We start from the raw sequence: 20,835 nt of genomic DNA on the forward strand, positions 1-20,835 counted from the left end.
TCCCCAGGATTCAAACTGGGCACATCCGCCCCACGGGCCACGACTCGGCGAGCGATGTAGCCCAGCTCACACCGTCGGCGCGCAGCGGCCGTCAGCGTGCCCGATTCGCAGCGAAACATGCTGTACGAGAAGTGGTTTCGTGGTGAATCGCACCACCGGGTGCGCTGCCGGTGTAGCGCGGCCGTGAGCGGGTAGCCGCCGGAAAGTGCGTAATCGACGGGGGCGGTGGCGGGCGGCGAGACGCGGTGCCCGCAACCGGCCGCCGATGTGGATCAAGGAGGGCTGATGCGGACGGTGACGTCCATGCCGCAGCAGATCACCGTGGACGAACAGGTGTGGATTCCGATGCCGGACGGGGTGCGGCTGGCCGCCAAGGTGTGGCGGCCGGTCGCCTCCGACGACGCCCCGGTGCCCGGCATCCTCGAATACATCCCGTATCGCAAGCGGGATCTGAGCGCGGTGCGGGATTCGATTCACCACCCGTATCTCGCCGGCCACGGCTACGGCTGTGTCCGCGTCGACCTGCGCGGCACCGGCGAGTCGGAGGGAGTGCTCGCCGACGAATACCTGGAACGAGAGCATCTCGACGCCGAAGCGGTGCTCGCCTGGATGGCGGCGCAGCCGTGGTGCAACGGCCGGCTCGGAATGATGGGCATCTCCTGGGGCGGCTTCAATGCGCTGCAGGTGGCGGCCCGCAAACCCGCGGGGCTCGAGGCGATCGTGATCTCCTCGTTCACCGACGATCGCTATTCCGACGACATGCACTACATGGGCGGCGCCCTGTTGTCGGACAACATCGCCGAATCGGCGACGATGTTCGCCTACAGCACGCTGCCGCCCGATCCCGCGCTGGTCGGCGAGCGATGGCGGGAGATGTGGCTGGAACGGCTGGAGAACTGCAGCCTCTGGGCCGCGAACTGGCTCGAGCACCAGCGCCGCGACGACTACTGGCGGCGGGCGTCGGTCTGCGAGAACTACGCCGACGTCCAGATTCCGGTGCTGGCCTCCAGCGGCTGGGCCGACGGCTATTCCAACGCCGTCGCACGGCTGCTCGAGAACCTGGAAGTTCCGCGCAAGGGCCTCATCGGCCCGTGGTCGCACAAATATCCACATCTCGGCGAACCCGGCCCCGCGATCGGCTACCTGCAGGAGGTGGTGCGCTGGTGGGACCATTGGCTCCGCGATATCGACAACGGCGTGATGGACGGGCCGATGCTGCGCACGTGGATGCAGGAGAGCGTGCCGCCGTCCACGTCCTACGAACAGCGGCCTGGCCGCTGGGTCGGTGAGCCGGCGTGGCCCTCACCGCACGTGCGGGCCGTGGCGCACCCGCTGGCACGCACTCGGATCGCGCGCCCGGACGAGCCGGTGGCCCCGGCGGCGCTCGCGGTCGAGTCGCCGCTGTCGGTGGGACAGTTCGCCGGGAAGTGGGCGTCCTACAGCGCTCCGCCGGATCTGCCCTACGACCAGCGCGAAGAGGACGGCGGCTCGCTGGTGTTCGACACCGACGCGCTGACCGAACGCTGCGAGATCCTGGGCGCGCCGACCGTGACGCTGGAGGTGTCGGCCGACAAACCGGTGGCGATGGTCGCGGCCAGACTCTCGGATGTCGCCCCGGACGGCCGCGCGACCCGGGTCACCTACGGCCTGCTCAACCTGACCCACCGCGACGGGCACGACGAACCGGAGCCGCTGGAACCGGGTCGGCGCTACCGCGTCACTGTCCAGCTCAACGCCGTGGCCCAGGCCTTCCCGCCGGGTCACCGGATCCGGTTGTCGCTGTCGACGTCGTACTGGCCGCTGGCGTGGCCGCCGCCGGAACCGGCCCTGGTCACCGTGTACACCGAAGGCAGCGCGCTGACGCTGCCGATCCGCCCGGTCGCCGAATCCGACGATGTCGCGGTGCGCCCGTTCGAGGAGCCGGAAGGCGCCGAGCCGATGCGCACGACGCAGATCAGCCCTGGCGAGCAGAAATGGACGGTCTCGCGCGACCTGATCGAATACCGGTCCGCGCTCGACATCGTCAAGGACGCCGGTCTCGTCCGCTTCGACGAGCACGATCTCGACGTCGACCGCCGCGTCCACGAACGCTACAGCTGGAAGGCGGACGAATTCTGTTCCGCCACAGCGGAAACGTCGTGGTCGATGAGTTTCGCCCGCGGCGACTGGCGGGCCCGCACCGAGACCCGGACCCGCGTCACCTGTACCTCGACCGAATTCCTCGTCCACGCCGAACTCGACGGATTCGAGGGTGAACAGCGAATGTTCTCGCGGAACTGGAAGAGGGTGATCCCCCGTGACCATGTTTGACCTGGAGCCGGTAGCCCCGGTGAACCACGCGAAACCGAGTCTGCGCAGCCGGATGCTGATCGCCGGCATGCGAATGACCCACGCGGACAAGACCTTTGCCGACGCGCACGCGCTACGGGAGAGCATCCGCAAGAGCCAGCGGCCCGACCGCGACCGCCCGCCGGCCGAATTGCACATTCATTACTGGGTGACGCGCCGCACCATGCAGGGTCGGCCGGTCTACACCATCCGGCCACTCGAGGGCGGCGCCTCGCGCCACGTCCTCTACCTGCACGGTGGCGCCTACGTGCACCAGATCCAGCACGACCACTGGAAGTTCCTGGCGCGACTGGTCGACCGGACCGGATGCAGCGTCACCGTTCCGCTCTACCCGCTCGCGCCCGCACACCACGGCGACGACACGGTGGCCATGGTGCGCGCCGTGCACGACGAGGTTTTCGCGCACACGGCCTCGGAGAACAAGGTGTTCATGGGTGATTCCGCCGGCGCCGCGCTGGCGCTGGTGCTGGCGCGCGAGCTCGGCGCGACGGAGGCGGTCCCGCCCAAGGAGGTCGTGATGATCTCACCGTGGCTCGACGTGACCATGACCGATCCCATGGCCCGGGCTCTCGAGCCGTGCGACCCCTACCTCGGCGTCGCGGGACTGGCCGAGGCCGGTCGCCTGTACGCGGGTGACCTCGACCGGTGCGATCCCATGATCAGCCCGCTGAACGCGCCCGCCGCGACGCCCGGGCGCCTCAACCTGTTCGTCGGCACCCGCGACATCCTGTTGGCCGATGCCCGGCGCTTCCGGGCGCGGTGCGTGCGTGAGGGTGTCGAACTCGCCTACTTCGAATATCCGGGAATGTTCCACGCGTGGCATCTCTCGGATGTTCCCGAGGCGCGGCACGCGATGCGCCGGCTGGTGCGGATCGTGCAACGCCCGGCGCCCCGGCCGGATGCCGGGGAATCGATGCACGCGCCCGTGGAAAACATTTCGAAATGAGGAATTCGTGAGCACTGCCGACATCTTCGTACTCGGTCTCGACGACGGAAATCTGCGCACCCTCGAGCAGATTCCGGATGCGCAGCGGTTCCGGTTCCACCCACTGCTCGGAATCGAGGAAACGCAGGAGGGCGAGATTCCGATCGAGGACCTGTTGTACAAAGCGCACGAAACACTGAAGGGCTTCGACGGCGATATCGCGGCTGTCGTCGGTTACTGGGATTTCCCGGTGACCGCCCTGGTTCCGATGTTGTGTGAACAGTTCGGACTGCCCAGCGCCGATCTCGAGGCAGTGGTCAAATGCGAGCACAAGTACTGGAGCCGGATCGAGCAGAGCAAGGTGATCGACGAGATCCCGAAGTTCGGAATCGTCGATCTCGACGGTGAGGCCCGGCTGCCCGAGGGGATGAACTATCCGGTGTGGCTCAAGCCCGTCAAGTCCTTCTCCTCGGAACTGGCGTTCCACGTCCACGACGATCGCGAGTTCGAGGCGGCGGTCGAACAGATCCGCGAGGGCGTCGGCCGTGTCGGCAAACCGTTCGAATTCGTACTCGACCGGATCGAACTTCCGCCGGAGATCGCCGCGATCGGCGGCCAGGCCTGCCTGGCCGAGGAAACGCTCACCGGAGTGCAGGCCGCGACCGAGGGATACGTCTATCGCGGGCAGGTCACCGTCAACGGCGCCCTGGATTCGATCAACTATCCGGATACGCCCTGCTTCCTGCGGCATCAATATCCGTCCCAGTTGCCGCCCGAGATCGTGGCGCGGATGACCGAGATCTCCGAGCGCGTCATAGCGCAGATGGGCCTGGACAATTCGACCTTCAGCATCGAATTCTTCTGCGAGCCGGAGACGGGACGGGTCTCGGTCCTGGAGATCAACGCCCGCCATTCGCAATCGCACGCCGACATGTTCTATGCCGTGGACGGCGTGCCGAATCACCACTGCATGGTGCGACTGGGCCTCGGCCTCGATCCGCGGCTGCCGAAGGGCCAGGGCCGCTACGACATCGCCGCCAAGTGCTACCACCGCCGCTTCTCCGACGCGATCGTGACCAGAATTCCCACGGCGGCCGAGATCGAGCGGATCCAGGACGACATTCCCGGCGTCACCATCGAAGTGGTTCCCAGCGAGGGAACCCGGCTGTCGGATATGCCGGCGCAGGACAGCTACAGCTACGAACTGGCGGATCTCTTCATCGGCGCCGACAGCGAAGCGGATCTGATCGCCAAATACGAACGCTGTGTCGAGGCCCTGCACTTCGAATTCGACGAGGAGGGCTAGGCCCGCACCGGCGGCGCCGGGCCCTCACCGCCGGCGCGCGGTGCCGACGACCAAGGGCACGATGGTCGGTACCACGGTCGGCATCTGGGTGTGTTCGATGACCTCGATATCGAAATCGGCTGCCGCGAGCAGACTTTCGAAGTCGCGATTGGCGTGGCAGCCGTCCGCGAGGCGTCGTTGCAGCGGGGTGAGCAGGTCCTGGACGCCGGCGCGCAGGCCGGTTCCGCGGACGTGTTCATGGAACAGGAAGCGGCCGCCGGGACGCAGTACACGATGGACCTCGCGCAGCGCCCGGGCCGGGTCACGCACCGAGCAGAAGACCAGGGAGGCGGTCACGGTGTCGAAACTGGCCGCCGGGAAGTCCAGCCTGTGCGCGTCGCCGTCCACGACGGTGACGGGTGCGGAGAGGGCGTCGGCGCGGGCTGCCAAGCGGGCGCGCAGCGCCGGATTCGGTTCGAGCAGGACGAGTTCGTCCAGGCCGTCCGGATAGTGCGAGACGGACAGGCCGTCGCCGGCCCCGATTTCGAGGGTGCGACCGGATGCGTGGGTGAGCTGGGTGCGGCGCAGATCGGCCTGTCCGGCCCGATCGACGCGGGCCATGAAGCCCGGATACCAGCTGGCGAAGAATCGTTCGCCGAACGTTGCTGTGGTCATGGTGTACGAGTGTGGCCGGTGGCGGCCCTTCGCGTCATGGCCGTTTCGGGCCATAATCGATGCCGGATGATGCGCCGGCCTCGACGGCCGCCGCGCGAGAGGGTGGAGCATGGTGCGCGCCGAGGATCAGATGATCCACCGGGTGCGGACCGTCGGCGGCGAGGTCGCCTGTTCGGTGGTCGGCAGCGGTCCCGCATTGCTGATCGGCGGGTGGTGGTGCAGCCACCTGATCCTCAACTGGAAGGATCCGCTGTTCCGCGCCTTCGTGTCCCGGCTGGCGACCCGGTTCACCGTCATACGGTACGACCAGCCGGGGCGAGGACTGTCCGAGGCGGGGGTGCCGGTCGATGCGGACGGCGAAATCGCCGTGACCGCCGACATCGTCGATGCGCTGGGGTTCGAGCGGGTGGCCGTACTGGGCGCGTCGTCGGGCTCGGCGGTCGCCGCGGGACTCGCGGCCCGGCTGCCCCGCCGGGTGCATCGGCTCGTCCTCTACGGATCGTTCGCCCGCGGCGTGGACATCGCACCGGACGGTGCGCGCCGGGCGCTGGTGGACGCGATCTCCGCGCACTGGGGATTGGGTTCCCGATTGCTGGCCGATGTGTTCGTGCCCGGCGCCGACAGCGCCGAACGCGAACGGTTCGCCCGATTCCAGCGGCTGTCCGCGACGGCGGAACAGGCCGCCCGATCCTTGGCCGCCACATACGAACTCGACGCCACCGAGTACCTGGCGGCCGTCACCGTCCCGACCACCGTGCTGCATCGCAGGGACGATCGCGCGGTGCCTTTCGCGCTCGGCCTCGACGTCGCCCGCCGGGTGCCCCGCGCGAGCTTCGTGGAACTGTACGGCGAGGACCATTTCCCGTGGCGCGGTGATGCGACCTCGGTCGCCGACGCGATTCTGCGCGGGCTGGGATATCCGGTGCGGGCCGAGCCGGCACCGCCGGGGCCCGAGGCGGTGACCGAGCGCGAGCGCGAAATTCTGCGCCTGGTCGCCGAGGGGCTCACCGACGCGCAGATCGGCGAGCGGCTGACTCTCAGTCCGCACACCGTGCATCGGCACGTCGCGAACGCGCGCACCAAACTCGGCGTCCGCTCCCGCGCCGCCGCGTCTGCCGCCATCCGAAAGGATCGCCCGGACCGCACATCCTGATCTCGCCTCCACGCCCGGGTTCATCGCGGCGACACCGGGTAGCCCGACAGTGCCGGCCGATCGGACGGCACCGAACGAAGTTGGGAAGGAGACTCGAGATGGTCAGCTATCCGCAGAGCACCGCAGTGGACCGGCCCACCGGGCGGGAGGCTCGCCACGGAGGCCCTGGTGGTGCGTCGGTTGTGACGATCGACGGATTGGTCCTGCTGGCGGGACTGTTCACGGCCATCACGCCGTGGGTGATCAACGATTTCTCCGTCGCGCCGAAGTTGGTCATGCAGAATCTGATCCTCGGTATCGCCGTGGCCGTGATCGGCCTGGTGATCACCGCGATGCCGACGCACGGCTACGGGCTGAGCTGGGTCCTGATCCCGATCGGCGTCTGGCAGATCATCAGCCCCTGGGTCGTGGGTGAGCGCCCCACAGGCGTGCTCTGGACCAATGTCGTCATGGGGGCGATCGTCACCGTTCTGGGTCTGGCGGCAGCCGGGTTGCTGGTGACCTCGGCCGTCAGCGTGCGGCGACCGCACGCCGCGGCGGCGCACCAGTGATTCGCGGCAGCGCTCCCTCCCCGGAATGGAGTTGATATGCCCTTCGACCCGATGCGTGCGGCGGCGCGCGTACTGATGGGCTCCACCTACGCCGTACTCGGCGCGGACGCGTTGCGCGAGCCCGGCGCCCGGCCGGAGGCGGCGGCGCCGACCCTCGCGGCGGTGCGCACGGTCGTACCGCTGCCTGAGGACGACAAGCTGCTGGTGCAGGTCAACGCGGGCGTCCAGGTGGCCGCCGGCGTATTGCTGGCGCTGGGCAGATTACCGCGGCTGTCGGCGCTGGCGCTGGTCGCCTCGATGGTGCCGACAACCATTGCGGGACACGCGTTCTGGGCGCTCGACGACCCCGCGGCGCGCAAGCCGCAGCAGGTGCAGTTCCACAAGAATATGGCGATGATCGGCGGGCTGTTGTTCGTCGCCTCGGAGAAGCGCGGCGGATAGCCGGCACCGGCCGATTCGCGCGCGCTACGGCTGCGCGACCGCGTCCTCGGGTGTGCGCCACACCCCGTCGCGCAGCGTGTCCAGAATGCGGGTCAGCAGGCGTGACACGTGCATCTGCGACACCCCGAAATGCTCGGCGATCTCCGATTGCGTTTTCGATTCGAAGAATCGCAGGACGAGGATGTCGCGGTCGCGCTGGGGCAGATCGGCGATGAGCGGCCGCACCGCGGCGGCCTGTTCGAGCAGCTCGTAGCAGGGCTCGTCGACACCGAGCGCGGCGGCCGCCGTGGACGGCGTGTCGTCGCGTTCGGTGCGCGCGGCATCGAGGGAATCGCACTGGTAGACGTTGGCGGCGACCAGCGCCTGCGTGATGTCGATGAGGTCGACATCCAGCTCGGCGGCCAGCTCCCGGGCGTTGGGCGCCCGGCCCAGGCGCTGAGTGAGAGGATCGCCGGCCTTGACGATCCGGTGGCGCAGTTCCTTGTAGCGGCGGGGTACACGGGCCGCCCAGGTGTGGTCGCGGAAGTGCTTGCGCACCTCGCCCATGATCGTGGGGACGGCAAAGCCGAGGAACGGCGCGCCACGTCCCGGGTCGAAGCGGTCCACCGCGAGTACCAGGCCCATGCGGGCGGTCTGCAGCAGATCGTCGTAGGCCTCGCCGCGGTTGAGGTAGCGGCGTGCGATGTGCTCGGCCAGGGGCAAACACAGTTCGATGATGTGTTCGCGCAGTGCCCGCCGGTGCGGGTCGGTGGCGTCGAGGTCGGCGAGTTTGTCGAACCACGGTTCGATGTTGTCGTAGCTGTCGCTACGCGACCGGGCGCCTCCGGTCCGGTGGGTTCGTGCGGGATGTGTCATTCGGGCCACTCCGTTTCCGTCGTATGCGACGACATGGAGCGAGCACCTCGATCACGCAAGCTCATCGGTGCTGTGCCTGCGCACGGATGTTCGCATTCGGCTATCGTTCGCCTCGGCCTGCGCCGGAGTTTCGAAACAGGTTGGCGCGCAACGCATCTACGTGGTGCACAATCGAACGCTGGGGGGCGGGCGGATGCGCGCCGTTCGCGTACCGAACCGATCCTACGGACCCTCCGGTGTCATCGGTCGAGAACCGGAAAGGATCCGGTATCGGTTGGGCTACGGATCGGATGCCGCCGCGCATCCGATCCGGCACGGCCGCCCCGTCGGCGCCGTCGGCAGGGCATCGGCGCAGGTGAGAGGCTCTGCCGGGCGGGGGAGTAGGCTGCGACCATGGTTGGCGGCGGGCAGGATGACGGCGTCGAGCGGGTGGTGGGCGCCGGTGATCCGCAAGGCGTCGGCCGGTTCCGATTCTGGTTCGCCGAACAACGGTGGGAGTGGTCGGACGAGGTGGCCCGCATGCACGGTTACGCCCCGGGGCAGGTCGAGCCGACCACCGAGCTGCTGCTCGAGCACAAGCATCCCGACGACCGAGACCGGGTCGAGGCCACCATCGTCACCTCGGTGGAGGACCACGCACCGTTCTCCAGCAGGCACCGCATCGTCGACACCGGCGGCACGGTCCGCGACGTGCTGGTGGTGTCGGAGCCGATGCTCGATGCGTCGGATCAGGCGATCGGCACGCAGGGCTACTACGTCGACCTCACCGAATCGGTCGACCGGGAGCGCCGGCTACTGCTCGAGGAGGAGTTGCCCGCCGTGATCGAGCGCCGGGCGGCGATCGAACAGGCCAAGGGAATACTGATGTTCGTCTACCGGATCTCGGCGGAGCAGGCGTTCCGGGTGCTGGCATGGCGATCCCAGGAAACCAACATCAAATTGCAGGAATTGGCCGCGCACCTCGTCGACGATCTGGACAGCATGCCCCCGGTGCCCGCGCCGACGCGGACCCGTCTCGATCATCTCCTGCTGACGCTCCACCGCCGAGACGAGCAGTAGCCCGTGCGCTGTCGGCCGCGTCTACAGCAGCGCGCACTCCAGCAGCAGGAACAGCGGACGAGTGAAGTGTTCGTCCCACCAAGGGTTTTCGCGCCGCTGCCGATCGGAGGGCCGGGGTTCGCGCACGGCGGTGATCGCGAATCCGGCGGTGGTGAGCATTCCGATCGTCGCTTCCAGTGAGTACAGCGCTTGAACCGATGCGGCGGGGGAGCGGGTCCCCGCGACCTCGAATCGCTGTCGCACCGTCCGTCCGGCGAAATAGTCGTCGATCGTGAAACCCGTTCCGGCGCTGGTGCGTTCGCCACGGGCGACATAGAAGCAGGGATGCATCATCAGCATCACCAGCCGTCCCGACGGGCGCAGGACCCGGGCGAATTCGGTGAAGCGCCGCCCCGGCTCGGACAGTCCGTGCGGAAGGCGGTTGACCACCACCAGGTCGACACTGTCGTCGGCCAGCGGCAGTGCGGCCACGTCGGCAAGCCGGAATCGCGTGCGAGACGGATCGTGCGCCGGATGGCTCGCGGCGGCCGCGACGAATTCCGCGCAGGTGTCGACGCCGTGTACGAAACCCGCACCGCGCGTGATCAATTCGCGGGCCAGATACCCTTCACCGCATCCGGCGTCCAGGATGTGCAAGCCGGTGCACTCGCCGACGAGTGCGAGCAGCGCCGGGTCGGTGAGGCCGCTGCGGTACGGGTCGAGGTTTTCGCGCACGATGCGAATCCAGAACTCGGCGTTGGCCGCGTACGCGTCCGAGACGGGCTCGTCTCCCAGCACATTCGCTCCCCACTGCGATCGGGTCGGAATTCGGAACCGAATTGTAGACGGCGGCGGCATGTTCCGCACGGAACACCGTCGCGAAACAATGATGTTTTTGATAGCATTTTCCGAAGCCGGTATTCGCCGGTGGAATGCGGATTCAGGGCGGCCAGGTGCGGCCCGAATATTCATGGCCGGGTCGTATGCGCGCCGGTCGGAAGGAGTCGGTCGTGGCTCGCATATCGCCCGCGGAAAAGTCGGAGTGGTCGCCGGAACTGGTCGGCTTCATCGGAGAGTTTCGTTCCTCCGTGCTCGGTGACACCCCGGCCGACGCCCACCCCGCCGGTGCCAACCTGCTCGGTACGCTCGCGCGATATCCCGCGCTGGCCAAGGCATTCCTGAGTTTCAACGGCCATCTGCTGTACGGATCCACGCTCGACGACCGGCAGCGCGAACTGCTGATCCTGCGCGTCGCCGCCGTCCGGCATTGCGATTACGAATGGGCCCAGCATGCGATTCTCGCCGAAATAGCGGGAATGCCGAAAGCGGAAATAGAAAAGGTTGCGGTGGGGGAACCGGACGATGAATGGACGACGGCCGAGAGGGCATTGCTCGTCGCCACCGACGAATTACTGTCCGACGGTGCGGTCGGCGCCGCAACATGGGAGATTCTGGCCGCCGAATTCGAGCCGAATCAACTCATGGATATCGTTTTCACCGTCGGCACCTACGATATGCTCGCCATGGCCTTGCGATCCTTCGGCGTCGAACCCGAGGACGATCTGAAGCCCTATCTGCCGCGGCATCGGTAACCCGACGTCCTGCCGAGGGCGGGGCCGGTCCCGGGTGATGAGGCCGGACGGCAGACCCGGCCCCACCGCGACCCGCCTCAGGTGTTGCGTCCGCCGTTCACGCCGATCACCTGCCCGGTGATGTAGCCGGCCTCCTCGCTCACCAGGAACGCGCAGGCGGCCGCGATATCCTCCGGCAGCCCGATCCGCCCGACGGGAGTCGCGTCGATCTGCTTGCCGACATCGATGAAGCCGCGCTCGGCGGTGGCTCGCATCATCGGCGTATCGATGAACCCGGGCGGAATCGTGTTGACCGTGATGCCTTTTCGCGCGAATTCCAGCGCGAGCACCTTCGTCAATCCCAGCACCCCGGACTTCGAGGACACATACGCGGCCATCCCCGCCGCGCCGCTGTGCACACTCGACGAGGAGATGTTGACGATGCGTCCCCAGCCCTGCTCGACCATATCGGGCAGCACGGCCTGGCAGCAGTCGAACGTGCCGGTGAGGTTGACCGCCAGCACCCGCGCCCACTGCTGTGCGGTGATGTCGAGAAACGGCCCGGACGTGGTGATTCCGGCGCTGTTGACCAGAATCGAGGGCCGGCCCAGCTCGGCCCGCACCCGCTGCACTCCGGTGTCGATGGCGGCGCGGTCGGATACGTCCACGGCCACCCCGATCGCCTTACCGCCGGCCTCGCCGATCTCCCGCGCCGCGAGATCGGCCGCCGCGCCGTCCACGTCGAACACCGCCACCGGCGAGCCGTCGGCGGCCAGCCGGCGCGCGATCGCGCCGCCGATTCCGGATGCGCCGCCCGTCACGATCGCTGTGCGGCCGCTCATTTGATCGACTCCTGCCCGACCAGGGTGGAGCGGTGCATGCGTCGCGGCTGCGAACGATCGAACGGGCAGGCCCGATGCACCAGGCCGGTGTTGTCCCAGATCACCATGTCACCGACCGACCACCGATGGGACAGCACCCGGTCCGGTGCGGTCGCCCGCGCCAGCAGATCGTCGAGCAGGGCGCGGCCCTCGTCCTGGTCCATGCCGACCACATGGTCCGCCGAGGCGCCGAAAACCAGTGAGCGGCGGCCGGATTCGTGCGTCCACACCAGCGGATGTTCCCGTCCGCCGCGACGCGCCCACTCCTCGCGCTGTTCCGGAGTCGGGTCCGCATACGTCAGCCGCTGAATGGCCTCGAAGCTGTGCCACACCCGCAACCCTTCGAACCGCCGCTTCTCCTCCTCGGACAATTCGTCGTAGGCGACGTATGTGCTCGCGAACGCGGTTTCACCGCCCGTCTCGGTCACCACGTGAGCGCTCATGATGGATGCCTTCGCCGGCACCTCGTCCATGAAACCGTCCAGATGCCAGTAGTCGTTGCTGGCGAAATACTCCACGTTGGGGTTGTCCGGATCGAAGCTGATCTCCATCACATCCGGATTCGGGTACAGCGGAAACTGCACCAGCTCACCGAGTTTGCGGCAGAACGCGGCCTGCGTCTCGTCGTCGGCGTGCAACCGCGGGAACAGCAGCACGCCGTGTTCCTCGAGCGCGGCCAGGCACGCCTGCGGCAGGTCGTCGTCGCTGCGCAGCCGGTCGAGGTCGACATCGTCGACCCGCACGCCGACCGTTTCGCTGAGTTTGGTGGTGGTGATCGCCGGCATCCGATGCTCCTGTCTGTCGATGCTGCGCGGTCGGACCGCCGCCCCGGCGCGGGAAACTCCCGGTGCGGGGCGCGCGGACCCCCTCACGCCCCCTCCTCCGGGGCGTATCCCAGGATCGCCTTCGTCTCGAGGTACTCCTCGAAACCGTATGCGCCCCATTCCCGTCCGTTGCCGCTCTTGCGATAGCCGCCGAAGGGGCAGGCGAAGTCGAAGCCGTCGTTGATGGCGACCGATCCGGCGCGGATGCGGCGGGCGACCGCGCGCGCCTGGTCGAGGTCGGCTCCCGCGACGAAGCCGGCCAGACCGTATTCGGTGTCGTTGGCGATCTCGATCGCGTGGTCGAGGCCGTCGTAGCCGAGAATGGTGAGGACCGGCCCGAAGATCTCCTCGCGGGCGATCGTCATTTCGTTGCTGACATCGGCGAAAACCGTTGGCTTGACATAGAATCCGACCTCCAGCCCGTCCGGCCGGCCGGTGCCGCCGGTGACGAGGGTGGCGCCCTCCTCGATGCCCTTGCGGATCAATGCCTGGATCTTGTCGAACTGGGCGCCCGACACCACCGGGCCCATGGCGACCTCCCCGGTCGGATCGCCGACGGTGATGCCGGCGGCGGCCTCGCGTGCGGCGTCGATCGCCTCGTTCATGCGGGCGGCCGGGACCAGCATCCGCGATCCGGCGCTGCAGGTCTGGCCGGAATTGTTCATCATCGTCACCACGCCCTTGGCGACGTTCGTGGCGAAATCGGCGTCGTCGAGCACGATATTCGGGCTCTTGCCGCCGAGTTCCTGGGTGACCCGCTTGACGGTGGGCGCGGCGTTGCGGGCGATGTCGATACCGGCACGGGTGGAGCCGGTGAACGAGATCATGTCGATACCGGGATGGCCCGACAGCGGCACGCCCACGCCCGGGCCGTCGCCCTGCACCAGATTGAACACCCCGGCGGGCACCCCGGCCGCATCGAGGATCTCGGCGAAGATCTGCCCGGTGAACGGCGACTGCTCCGACGGTTTCAAGATGACGGTGCACCCGGTGGCCAGCGCCGGAAACACTTTGACCGCAATCTGATTCAGCGGCCAATTCCACGGCGTGATCAGTCCGCACACCCCGATCGGTTCCTTGACCACCAGCGAGGCGCCGTGGCGCTGCTCGAAGCTGTACTCGGCGAGTGCGGCGATCGCGGTATCGAGATGTCCGGCGCCCAGATCGACCTGGAAACCGCCGGCGAGCGCGGCCGGTGCGCCCATCTCCTCGGTGAGCGCCGCCGCGAGATCGTCACGGCGGCACTGATATTCGGCCGCGACCCCCCGCAACACGGCGAGGCGGTCGGCCACAGTGGTCGCCGACCAGGTCTCGAACGCGCCCCGCGCCGCGGCCACGGCCCGGTCCACGTCCTCGGCCGATCCGGCGGCGACCTTTCCGCAGACCCGTTCGGTCGCCGGGTTGATCACGTCGATGGTCTGCGCGGTCGCCGGTTCGACCCACTGCCCACCGATGTAGAACGTCAGATATTCACGCATGAGCCGCCTGTCCTTCTCTTCGGATGTGCTGTGGGGCATGGGTTGTCGAGCACGGGTCTACTGCATCCCTTCCGCGTACCAGGTGCGGAATTCGTCGTAGCTCGGCATCTCCTCGGAATTGGCCTTCGGATCGACGGCGACGTGCACGACCCCCGGTTTGCCGCTGGCGAAGGCGCGTTTGACGGCCGGTGCGATGTCGTCGTCGCGTTCGACGTATTCGCCGTAGCAGCCGAATCCCTCGGCCACCTTGTCCAGCCGGACCGCGGTGCTCCAGTGCACCCCGGTTTCGAGCGACCCGTGCCCGAAGGTGCGTTTGTAGACGCCGACCTCCAGACCCCAGGCGTAGTCGACGCCGACCACACAGACCAGCGGCAGATTCAGGCGTGCGGCGGTTTCCAGTTCGGCGATCTGGAACTGGAACGAGGAGTCGCCGGTGATCAGCATGACCGGCCGTCTGCCGCCGTCGGCCACCGAGGCGCCGATGGCATACGGCAGCCCGGTGCCCAGATGCCCGAAGTTCTGATTCCACATGACGTCGTGCGGCTTGGCCTGCGAGTACGTCCAGCCGAAAATCGTGGTGGCGCCGCCGTCCCGGGCCATGATGCCGTCGGCGGGAAACGCCTTGGTCGCCTCCACGATCAGGCGCGCGGGATGGACCGGGCTCATCCCGCTGGGCGCGGATTCGGCCAGTTCGGCCAGCCGGGCGGCGTCGCGCTCGATCCAGTCCGCCAGCTCCGGGGACGGAGTGCGCGGCGTGTCGCGCAGTGCGTCGACCAGCTGCGGAACCACTGCGCGCAGGTCGCCGACCAGCGGCACGTCGATGGGACGGTTCACTCCGATGGCGGCCGGATCCTGTTCCACCAGAATCCATGTCCGGTCCGCTTCGCCCGCCTGCCAGTGCCGGCCGCGACCGTAGTGCACGGGTTCGCCGAGTTCGGTGCCGATGGCCAGGCACAGATCGGATTGCACGACCGCCTCCACCGCCGACGGGGAGAAACCGTAGGGGAAGGTGCGATCCTCGAGGCCGGGAATGTAGGAGGTGCCGCCGGAGGTCTGGATCACCGGGGCGGCCATGAGATCGGCCAGTTGCTTCACCGATTCCGCCGCCCGCGCGGTGTGCACGCCGTGCCCGATCAGCAGAATCGGCTGCTTCGCGGCCCGGATGTGCTCGGCCGCTTCGGCGATGCGGTCCTGGCCCGCGGTCTGTCCGACCAGGCGGTACCGGTGCGGTGGCAGCGCCGGCGGCAGATCGAGTTCCTCCTCGATCACATGCGACGGATATTCGATGTACACCGGGCCCGGCGTTCCCGACAGTGCCTTGCGCAGCCCCTCGCGGATGATCTCGTCGGTCTGATCCGCGTATTCGATACTGGCGCTGTACTTCACGGAATTCTCGACCAGACCGGCCTGCTGCACGAACTGGATCCGGCCGCGCCGCACCCGCTGCTCGGTGATCCGGGCCCGCTGCCCGCCCAGGAAGATGATCGGTGAATTTTCCACCTTGGCGCACATGATGGCACCGGACAGATTCGCGATACCGGGGCCCAGCGTGCCGATGCACACCGCGGCCTTCCCGGTCATCCGCGAGACGCCCTCGGCCATCATTCCGGCCGATTCCTCGTGATGCGGCGCCACCACCTTCCAGCCGCGCTCCTCGGCGCGGTGGAACAGATGGACGAAGTTGGGATCCGGAATGCCGAAGATGGTGTCGATACCCTCGGCCTCGAAAAGTTCGAGTATCCGTTCGTAAACCTTCACTGCTGCTTCCCTTCGGTCGCCATCGCGAAGCTGCGGCCGATGTGGTCGGCGTGCGCGCTCAGCGGCGGCAGGATCCACGAGTTGTCGGTGTTGCGGATGTCGTCGATGCGCGCGGCGACCTCGTCGACGGTCCAGGACGGCTGATACACCCCCGGCGTCTCGGCGATATAGGCCCGCGCCACCCGGCCCGCGATCGCGACGAGCAATTCGCCGGTGAGAGAACATGATTCGTGCGCGAGATACGCGACCGCGGGAGCCACCAGTTCCGGGCGCATATCCGGATAGGCGGAGGTGTCGATGCCGGCGGCCATCCGGGTGAGCGCCGAGGGCACGATGATGTTGCAGCGCACGCCCACCTCGGCGCCCTCGAGGGCGACCACATTCGACAGCCCGATCATGCCCGCCTTGGACACGGCGTAATTGGCGACCGCCCGATTGCCGTAGATGCCGCCGATCGAGGAGGTCAGCACCACCCGCCCGTAACCGGCCTCGCTCATGACCGGAAAGGCCGCGCGCACGGTGTGGAAGGCCCCGCGCAGATGCACATCCACCACGGCCTCGAAATCCTCGTAACTCAGCTCGGTCAGCGATCCGTAGCGCACGGTGCCGGCGTTGTGGATCAGGATGTCGAGGCGTCCGAACCGGTCCAGCGCCGTGTCCACGATCGCCCGGCCGCCCTTCGGGGTGGCGACCGATGCGGTGCACGCCACGGCCGTGCCGCCCGCGGCGGCGATCTCGGCGACCACCTCGGCGGCGACTCCGGCGTCGGCGTCGTCGCCGCGCATACTGGCACCGGAATCGTTCACCACGACCTTCGCGCCGCGCTCGGCCAGCAGCAGGGCATACGCCCGGCCCAGACCGCGTCCGGCGCCGGTGACCACCGCGACGCGGTCGTCGAATCTCAGTTCGGACAACGATATATCCTCTCGCGCAACATCTTCCGGGTCTAGGTGGTCAGCGTGAGGCCGTCCAGATCGCCGGCGTCACGCCAGGCCTGCAGCAATTCCTCGAGGACATAGAAACCACCCCAGAACGGGTCGCCGAGGAACGAGCGGCCGTTGGGCTCGCCCTCGCTGTTGTAATAGCCGGGGGTGCATTCCATGACGAAGGTGCTGTTGTCGACGGTGTTGGCTCGAATCGTCTGCACCCACGCCGCTTCGGCCTCCGCCGTCGGCTCCACGCGGGTCGCGCCGCGTGCCTGCGCCTGGGCGATGATGTAGGCGATGTGGTCGGCCTGCTGCTCGTACATCAGCGTCGTGGCCGCGGTGACCCCGCCCTGAATGAAGCCGGTCGCGAAATGGTTCGGGAATCCGTGCGCCATGATTCCGTGCAGCGTGCGAAAACCCTTGCCCCAGTGCTCGTACAGTGATTTCCCGTTGCGGCCGGCGAACGGCGCGATGTCGAACTGGCGATCCAGCGCGGTGGTGATTTCGAAGCCGCTGGCGAAGACGATGCAGTCGACCTCGTATTCGACGCCGTGCGCGATGACGCCCTTGGGCGTGATCCGCTCCACGCCCTTGGTGTCGGAGACGTCGACCAGGGTCACATCGGGCCGGTTGAACGTCGGCAGGTATTCGTCGTTGAACACCGGCCGCTTACACATGTTGCGGTAGTACGGCTTCAACTTCTCCGCGGTCTCGGGATCGGTGACGATCTGTTCCACGCGCCGGCGCAATCGTTCCATGGCGCGGTAGTCCTCGATTTCCTTGAGTTCGAGGAACGTCGCCGGATCGGCCAGCGCGGCCCAGCCGTCGGTCTCGTTCAGTTTCGCCGCCAGATTGCGGGCGACCTCGGTCCAGCCGTCGCAGATCAGATCCGGTTCGCCGGGGGAGTAGAAGGCGAACGCGGCATTGTGGAAATTGCGTTGCCGTTCGGTGCGCCAGCCAGGCTGCAGCGAGGCCACCCATTCCGGATCGGTCGGGTGGTTGTCGCGCTCGAAGATATAGGACGGCGTGCGCTGGAAGACCGTGAGATGTTTCGCACCGCGCGCCAGATGCGGAATGACCTGCACCCCGCTGGCGCCGGTGCCGATGACGGCGATCTTCTTGTCGCCGAGGCGATCCAGGCCGCCGTGCAGGTCACCGCCGGTGTAGTCGTAATCCCACCGCGCGGTGTGGAAGGTGTGGCCCTCGAACTCGGTGATTCCTGGGATGCCGGGCAGTTTCGGCCGGTTGTAGGGCCCCTGGCACATGATCAGGAAGCGGGCGCGGATCTCGTCGCCGCGGTTGGTGGCGATGCGCCAGCGTGCGATCTGCTCGTCCCATTCCAAGGCGCGCACCAGCGTATGGAAGATCGCCTTGTCGTAGAGCCCGAAATGTTTACCGATGCGCTGGGCGTGCTCGTAGCATTCGTCGCCGTGGGAGAATTTCTCCTTCGGAATGAATCCGGTTTCCTCGAGCAGGGGCAGATAGCAGTAGGCATCGGAGTCGACCTGGATGCCCGGATACCGATTCCAGTACCAGACACCGCCGAAATCGCCGCCGAGTTCCACGATCCGGAAGTCGGTGACACCGGCCTGCTGCAACCGGTGGGCGGTGATGAGTCCGGCGAATCCACCGCCCAGGATCACGACCTCGATATCGGCGTCGATCGGGGCGCGCGGAACGACCGGCAGGTGCGGGTCGGATTCGTAGAAGTCCGCGAATTCGCCGGCGGCCTCGAGGTACTGCTGCTGGCCCTCCGGGCGTAGCCGCTTGTCGCGTTCGGCCAGATACTTCTGCCGCAGGGCCTCTCTGTCGACCTCGGGGGTCCGGGTGGGGGCGCAGGGTTTCATCGGAAAATCCTTGTGGGGGTGGTAGTTCGGGTCATTCGAGGTCGGTCGGCGCGCCGGTGCCCATATACCTCGCGAGGTTGTGGTGCAGGTTGACGATCGTGCGCTCGCGGTACGGATTGGGTTTCGGACCGGAGAAGCCGCGGGATTTCATGCCCTGCTGAACGGCGGCCATATTGTCGAAATCCTGTGGCAGCACGGTCCGCCAGCCCGGATCGCCGACCGGGGTGTAGATCCACTCGGTCTCCGGTTCCGCACCGGGCGGGAACAATTCGAAGACCGCGGCCTCGAAGATGCACTTGTCGGGGTCGTAGCCGTAGGGCCGGAATCGGTAGCACAGCATGTTGTTCAGTGCGTGCCCGATCTGGAAATTGGGGAAGATCTGCCAGGCGGTACCGCTTTTCGCGACGATCTCGGGATCCACGGTCGGCCACACCACGCCGCGTTCGGCATCTTCTTTGCGGCAGGTGTCGAGCCAATAGCGCATCACCTGGTCGGGCGGAGTATCGGCGGGGAGTTCGTCGGCGAGGCGATTCGCGACCTCCACCATCGTCTCGGTGGTATTTGTGTTGGCGTTCTCCCAGGTGAAATTCTGCAGCTGCGCGGTCGAGATCCGGGCGTCGGGACCGGCGCCGATCCGCAGCTTGCCCTGGTTCTCCTCCATCCCCTTCGGGGCGTCGTAGCCGATATTGCTGTGCCGGCCCTGGGCGCGGCCCCAGCCGAGGAAATTGCCGAAATTCATGAATTCCGGATGGGTGTAGGGGACGTGGTAGGTCTCCATGAACGCCTCGAAGGCGACCTTCCAATTGCAGTCGAAGGTCAGCCACCGCCGCCAGCGGTACCGCATGTTCTCCAGGTGGAACGGATCCAACAGGGAGGCAGCGGGTTCCAGATAGTCGCGCAGCGATTCGCAGTCGGGATCGAGATTGATCCAGACCCAGCCGCCCCAGGTGTCGACGCGCACCGGCGCCAAACCGTCGTTGCGTTCGGTCAGTCCACAGGTCCAGTCACCGCGTTCGGGCACGAAGGTGTTGCGGCCCTCGAGGTCGTAGCGCCAGCCGTGGAATCCGCAGACGAACTGTTTGCGCTGCCCGTGTGCGTCATGGGCTCCGGGCGGGGTGTCGACCAGGCGGCGGCCGCGGTGCGCGCACACATTGTGATAGGCGTGCAACGTATCCGGCGCTGTGCGCACGACGATGATCGAGTCGTCGAGGATGTCGTAGGTGAGGAAATCGCCGACGCGGGGCAGCTCCTCGACGCGGCACACCTGCTGCCACACCTTCGCCCACAGCTTGTCGCCCTCGGCGCGGGCGTACTCGGGACCGATGTAGGCCTCGACGCCGATCGTCATGGGTGTCGACAGCGGTGGCGCCGCGGTCGTCTCGGTGATGCTGTCGGCAGTTTCGGTCATGACTTCTCCTGACGGCGTCTCAGCGTGTGATGGCGGCACGGAACCCGTCGTCCTCGAGGAACAACGAGGTGTTGTCCGCGCCCAGATGGGTCCATTTCAAGTTCAGCCCGCCGTCGACCAGCACGGTCTGCCCGGTGATGTAGCTGGAGAGTTCGGACAGCAGGAACAGGATCGGCCCGGCCTGTTCGTCCGGCCGGGCGCGGCGGCCCATGGCGATGGCTCGGCGATCGCGCTCGGGATCGGCGCCCACGTAGGTGCCCGAGGCCGGGGTCGCGGTGACGCCCGGGGCGACCGCGTTGACGCGAATTCCGTCGAGTGCCAGTTCGGCGGCCAGGGTCCGGGTCGCGGCCACGAGTGCGGCCTTCGCGGTGCCGTAGGCGATGTGGAAGGGGGCGGCGTTCATCCCGCTGATCGACGACAGCGACACGATGGATCCCGGCAGCCCCCGCGATCTGAGTTCGGCGGCGACCGCCTGGCTGAAGAAGAACATCGTCTCCAGATTCCATTCGAGCAGCGCCCGCCAGTCCTCGCGGGTGACCCGGGTGGCCGGCATCCAGGTCGCGGGTGCTGCGCCACCGGCGATATTGACCAGGCCGTACAGGTCGCCCTCGGCCGCGCGCGCGTGATCGAGCACCGTCGCGATGCCCTCGTCGGTGGCGGCGTCGGCGGCCACCGGCACGATCGGAAGTCCCTGTGCCGCAAGCGGTGCGATATCGGCGTCGAGTTTGTCGCGGGAGCGGCCCACCGCGATCACCCGGGCCCCCGCCTCGGCGATGCGGCGGGTGACCGCCGTGCCGATGCCGCCTCCGCTGGCGCCGGAGACGATGACGACCCGGCCGTCGAGTCCGAAGAAGTCGTTGACCGTCATCG

Annotated in this window: 19 protein-coding genes; 8 read left to right on the top strand and 11 right to left on the bottom strand. The window is 67.5% G+C overall.

The features are described from left to right. Positions 1–285: 285 nt before the first annotated feature. The 3 genes from A5780_RS29350 to A5780_RS29360 are packed head-to-tail and all read left to right on the top strand — an operon-like array spanning position 286 to position 4,580. Positions 286–2,310 (top strand): CocE/NonD family hydrolase, encoded by a 2,025-nt coding sequence (locus A5780_RS29350; protein WP_063018784.1) that lies wholly within the window; start codon positions 286–288, stop codon positions 2,308–2,310. After that, entirely contained in the window at positions 2,303–3,295 is a 993-nt protein-coding gene (locus A5780_RS29355; RefSeq protein WP_064910591.1) for an alpha/beta hydrolase fold domain-containing protein, read from the top strand. Before A5780_RS29350 ends, A5780_RS29355 begins: the two co-directional genes overlap by 8 nt. Before the next feature lie 7 nt (positions 3,296–3,302). After that, a complete protein-coding gene (locus tag A5780_RS29360) occupies positions 3,303–4,580 on the top strand; it encodes an acetyl-CoA carboxylase biotin carboxylase subunit family protein (protein ID WP_219823410.1) in 1,278 nt (425 codons plus the stop codon). Positions 4,581–4,604: 24 nt separating this feature from the next. Here A5780_RS29360 and A5780_RS29365 read toward each other — a convergent pair whose 3' ends face one another. Beyond that, positions 4,605–5,234: a class I SAM-dependent methyltransferase gene (locus A5780_RS29365; RefSeq protein ID WP_064910594.1), complete on the bottom strand. Its 630-nt coding sequence runs from the start codon at positions 5,232–5,234 to the stop codon at positions 4,605–4,607. A gap of 109 nt (positions 5,235–5,343) precedes the next feature. Here A5780_RS29365 and A5780_RS29370 point away from each other — a divergent pair, with 109 nt between their 5' ends. The 3 genes from A5780_RS29370 to A5780_RS29380 all read left to right on the top strand — a co-directional run bounded on the left by A5780_RS29370 (position 5,344) and on the right by A5780_RS29380 (position 7,379). Continuing rightward, positions 5,344–6,387: an alpha/beta fold hydrolase gene (locus A5780_RS29370; protein ID WP_064910440.1), complete on the top strand. Its 1,044-nt coding sequence runs from the start codon at positions 5,344–5,346 to the stop codon at positions 6,385–6,387. A gap of 98 nt (positions 6,388–6,485) precedes the next feature. Further along, complete coding sequence (locus A5780_RS29375; protein ID WP_063018476.1) at positions 6,486–6,938, top strand: SPW repeat protein; 453 nt, start codon at positions 6,486–6,488, stop codon at positions 6,936–6,938. A gap of 36 nt (positions 6,939–6,974) precedes the next feature. Continuing rightward, positions 6,975–7,379: a DoxX family protein gene (locus tag A5780_RS29380; protein ID WP_051756854.1), complete on the top strand. Its 405-nt coding sequence runs from the start codon at positions 6,975–6,977 to the stop codon at positions 7,377–7,379. A gap of 24 nt (positions 7,380–7,403) precedes the next feature. On the opposite strand, the gene A5780_RS29385 is transcribed toward A5780_RS29380, so the two are convergent. Next, positions 7,404–8,234 carry an RNA polymerase sigma factor SigF gene (locus A5780_RS29385; RefSeq protein WP_063018474.1) on the bottom strand — a complete coding sequence of 277 codons (831 nt, stop codon included), beginning with the start codon at positions 8,232–8,234 and terminating at the stop codon, positions 7,404–7,406. Positions 8,235–8,627: 393 nt separating this feature from the next. Here A5780_RS29385 and A5780_RS29390 point away from each other — a divergent pair, with 393 nt between their 5' ends. Beyond that, the gene (locus tag A5780_RS29390; protein WP_063018472.1) at positions 8,628–9,293 is read left to right on the top strand and encodes a PAS and ANTAR domain-containing protein; all 666 of its coding nucleotides are present in this window, start codon (positions 8,628–8,630) and stop codon (positions 9,291–9,293) included. Between the two features lie 21 nt (positions 9,294–9,314). Here A5780_RS29390 and A5780_RS29395 read toward each other — a convergent pair whose 3' ends face one another. Continuing rightward, positions 9,315–10,070: a class I SAM-dependent methyltransferase gene (locus tag A5780_RS29395; RefSeq protein ID WP_169812473.1), complete on the bottom strand. Its 756-nt coding sequence runs from the start codon at positions 10,068–10,070 to the stop codon at positions 9,315–9,317. Between the two features lie 212 nt (positions 10,071–10,282). Between A5780_RS29395 and A5780_RS29400 the strand changes: the two genes are divergently transcribed. Next, a complete protein-coding gene (locus tag A5780_RS29400) occupies positions 10,283–10,864 on the top strand; it encodes a carboxymuconolactone decarboxylase family protein (RefSeq protein ID WP_064910596.1) in 582 nt (193 codons plus the stop codon). A gap of 77 nt (positions 10,865–10,941) precedes the next feature. Here the strand turns inward: A5780_RS29400 and A5780_RS29405 are convergent, their stop codons facing one another. From A5780_RS29405 to A5780_RS29440, 8 genes are all read right to left on the bottom strand, one after another. Next, positions 10,942–11,685 carry an SDR family NAD(P)-dependent oxidoreductase gene (locus A5780_RS29405; RefSeq protein WP_063018468.1) on the bottom strand — a complete coding sequence of 248 codons (744 nt, stop codon included), beginning with the start codon at positions 11,683–11,685 and terminating at the stop codon, positions 10,942–10,944. Continuing rightward, complete coding sequence (locus A5780_RS29410) at positions 11,682–12,509, bottom strand: TauD/TfdA family dioxygenase (RefSeq protein WP_064904395.1); 828 nt, start codon at positions 12,507–12,509, stop codon at positions 11,682–11,684. The genes A5780_RS29405 and A5780_RS29410 overlap by 4 nt, the downstream gene beginning before the upstream one ends. A gap of 83 nt (positions 12,510–12,592) precedes the next feature. Beyond that, positions 12,593–14,026, bottom strand: a complete 1,434-nt coding sequence (locus A5780_RS29415; protein WP_064910442.1) for an aldehyde dehydrogenase family protein — start codon at positions 14,024–14,026, stop codon at positions 12,593–12,595. A 57-nt stretch (positions 14,027–14,083) separates the two neighbouring features. Beyond that, entirely contained in the window at positions 14,084–15,784 is a 1,701-nt protein-coding gene (locus tag A5780_RS29420) for a thiamine pyrophosphate-binding protein (RefSeq protein WP_063018462.1), read from the bottom strand. Continuing rightward, positions 15,781–16,698, bottom strand: coding sequence for an SDR family NAD(P)-dependent oxidoreductase (locus tag A5780_RS29425; RefSeq protein ID WP_064904402.1), 918 nt, complete (start codon positions 16,696–16,698; stop codon positions 15,781–15,783). The genes A5780_RS29420 and A5780_RS29425 overlap by 4 nt, the downstream gene beginning before the upstream one ends. Positions 16,699–16,730: 32 nt before the next feature. After that, entirely contained in the window at positions 16,731–18,557 is a 1,827-nt protein-coding gene (locus A5780_RS29430; RefSeq protein ID WP_064910444.1) for an NAD(P)/FAD-dependent oxidoreductase, read from the bottom strand. Positions 18,558–18,588: 31 nt separating this feature from the next. Next, positions 18,589–19,965 (bottom strand): SRPBCC family protein, encoded by a 1,377-nt coding sequence (locus A5780_RS29435; RefSeq protein ID WP_064910446.1) that lies wholly within the window; start codon positions 19,963–19,965, stop codon positions 18,589–18,591. Positions 19,966–19,984: 19 nt separating this feature from the next. Beyond that, positions 19,985–20,833, bottom strand: a complete 849-nt coding sequence (locus A5780_RS29440; protein WP_063018446.1) for an SDR family NAD(P)-dependent oxidoreductase — start codon at positions 20,831–20,833, stop codon at positions 19,985–19,987. Positions 20,834–20,835 lie beyond the last annotated feature (2 nt).

The organism is Nocardia sp. 852002-20019_SCH5090214, from assembly GCF_001665865.1.
Lineage (GTDB): Bacteria > Actinomycetota > Actinomycetes > Mycobacteriales > Mycobacteriaceae > Nocardia > Nocardia nova.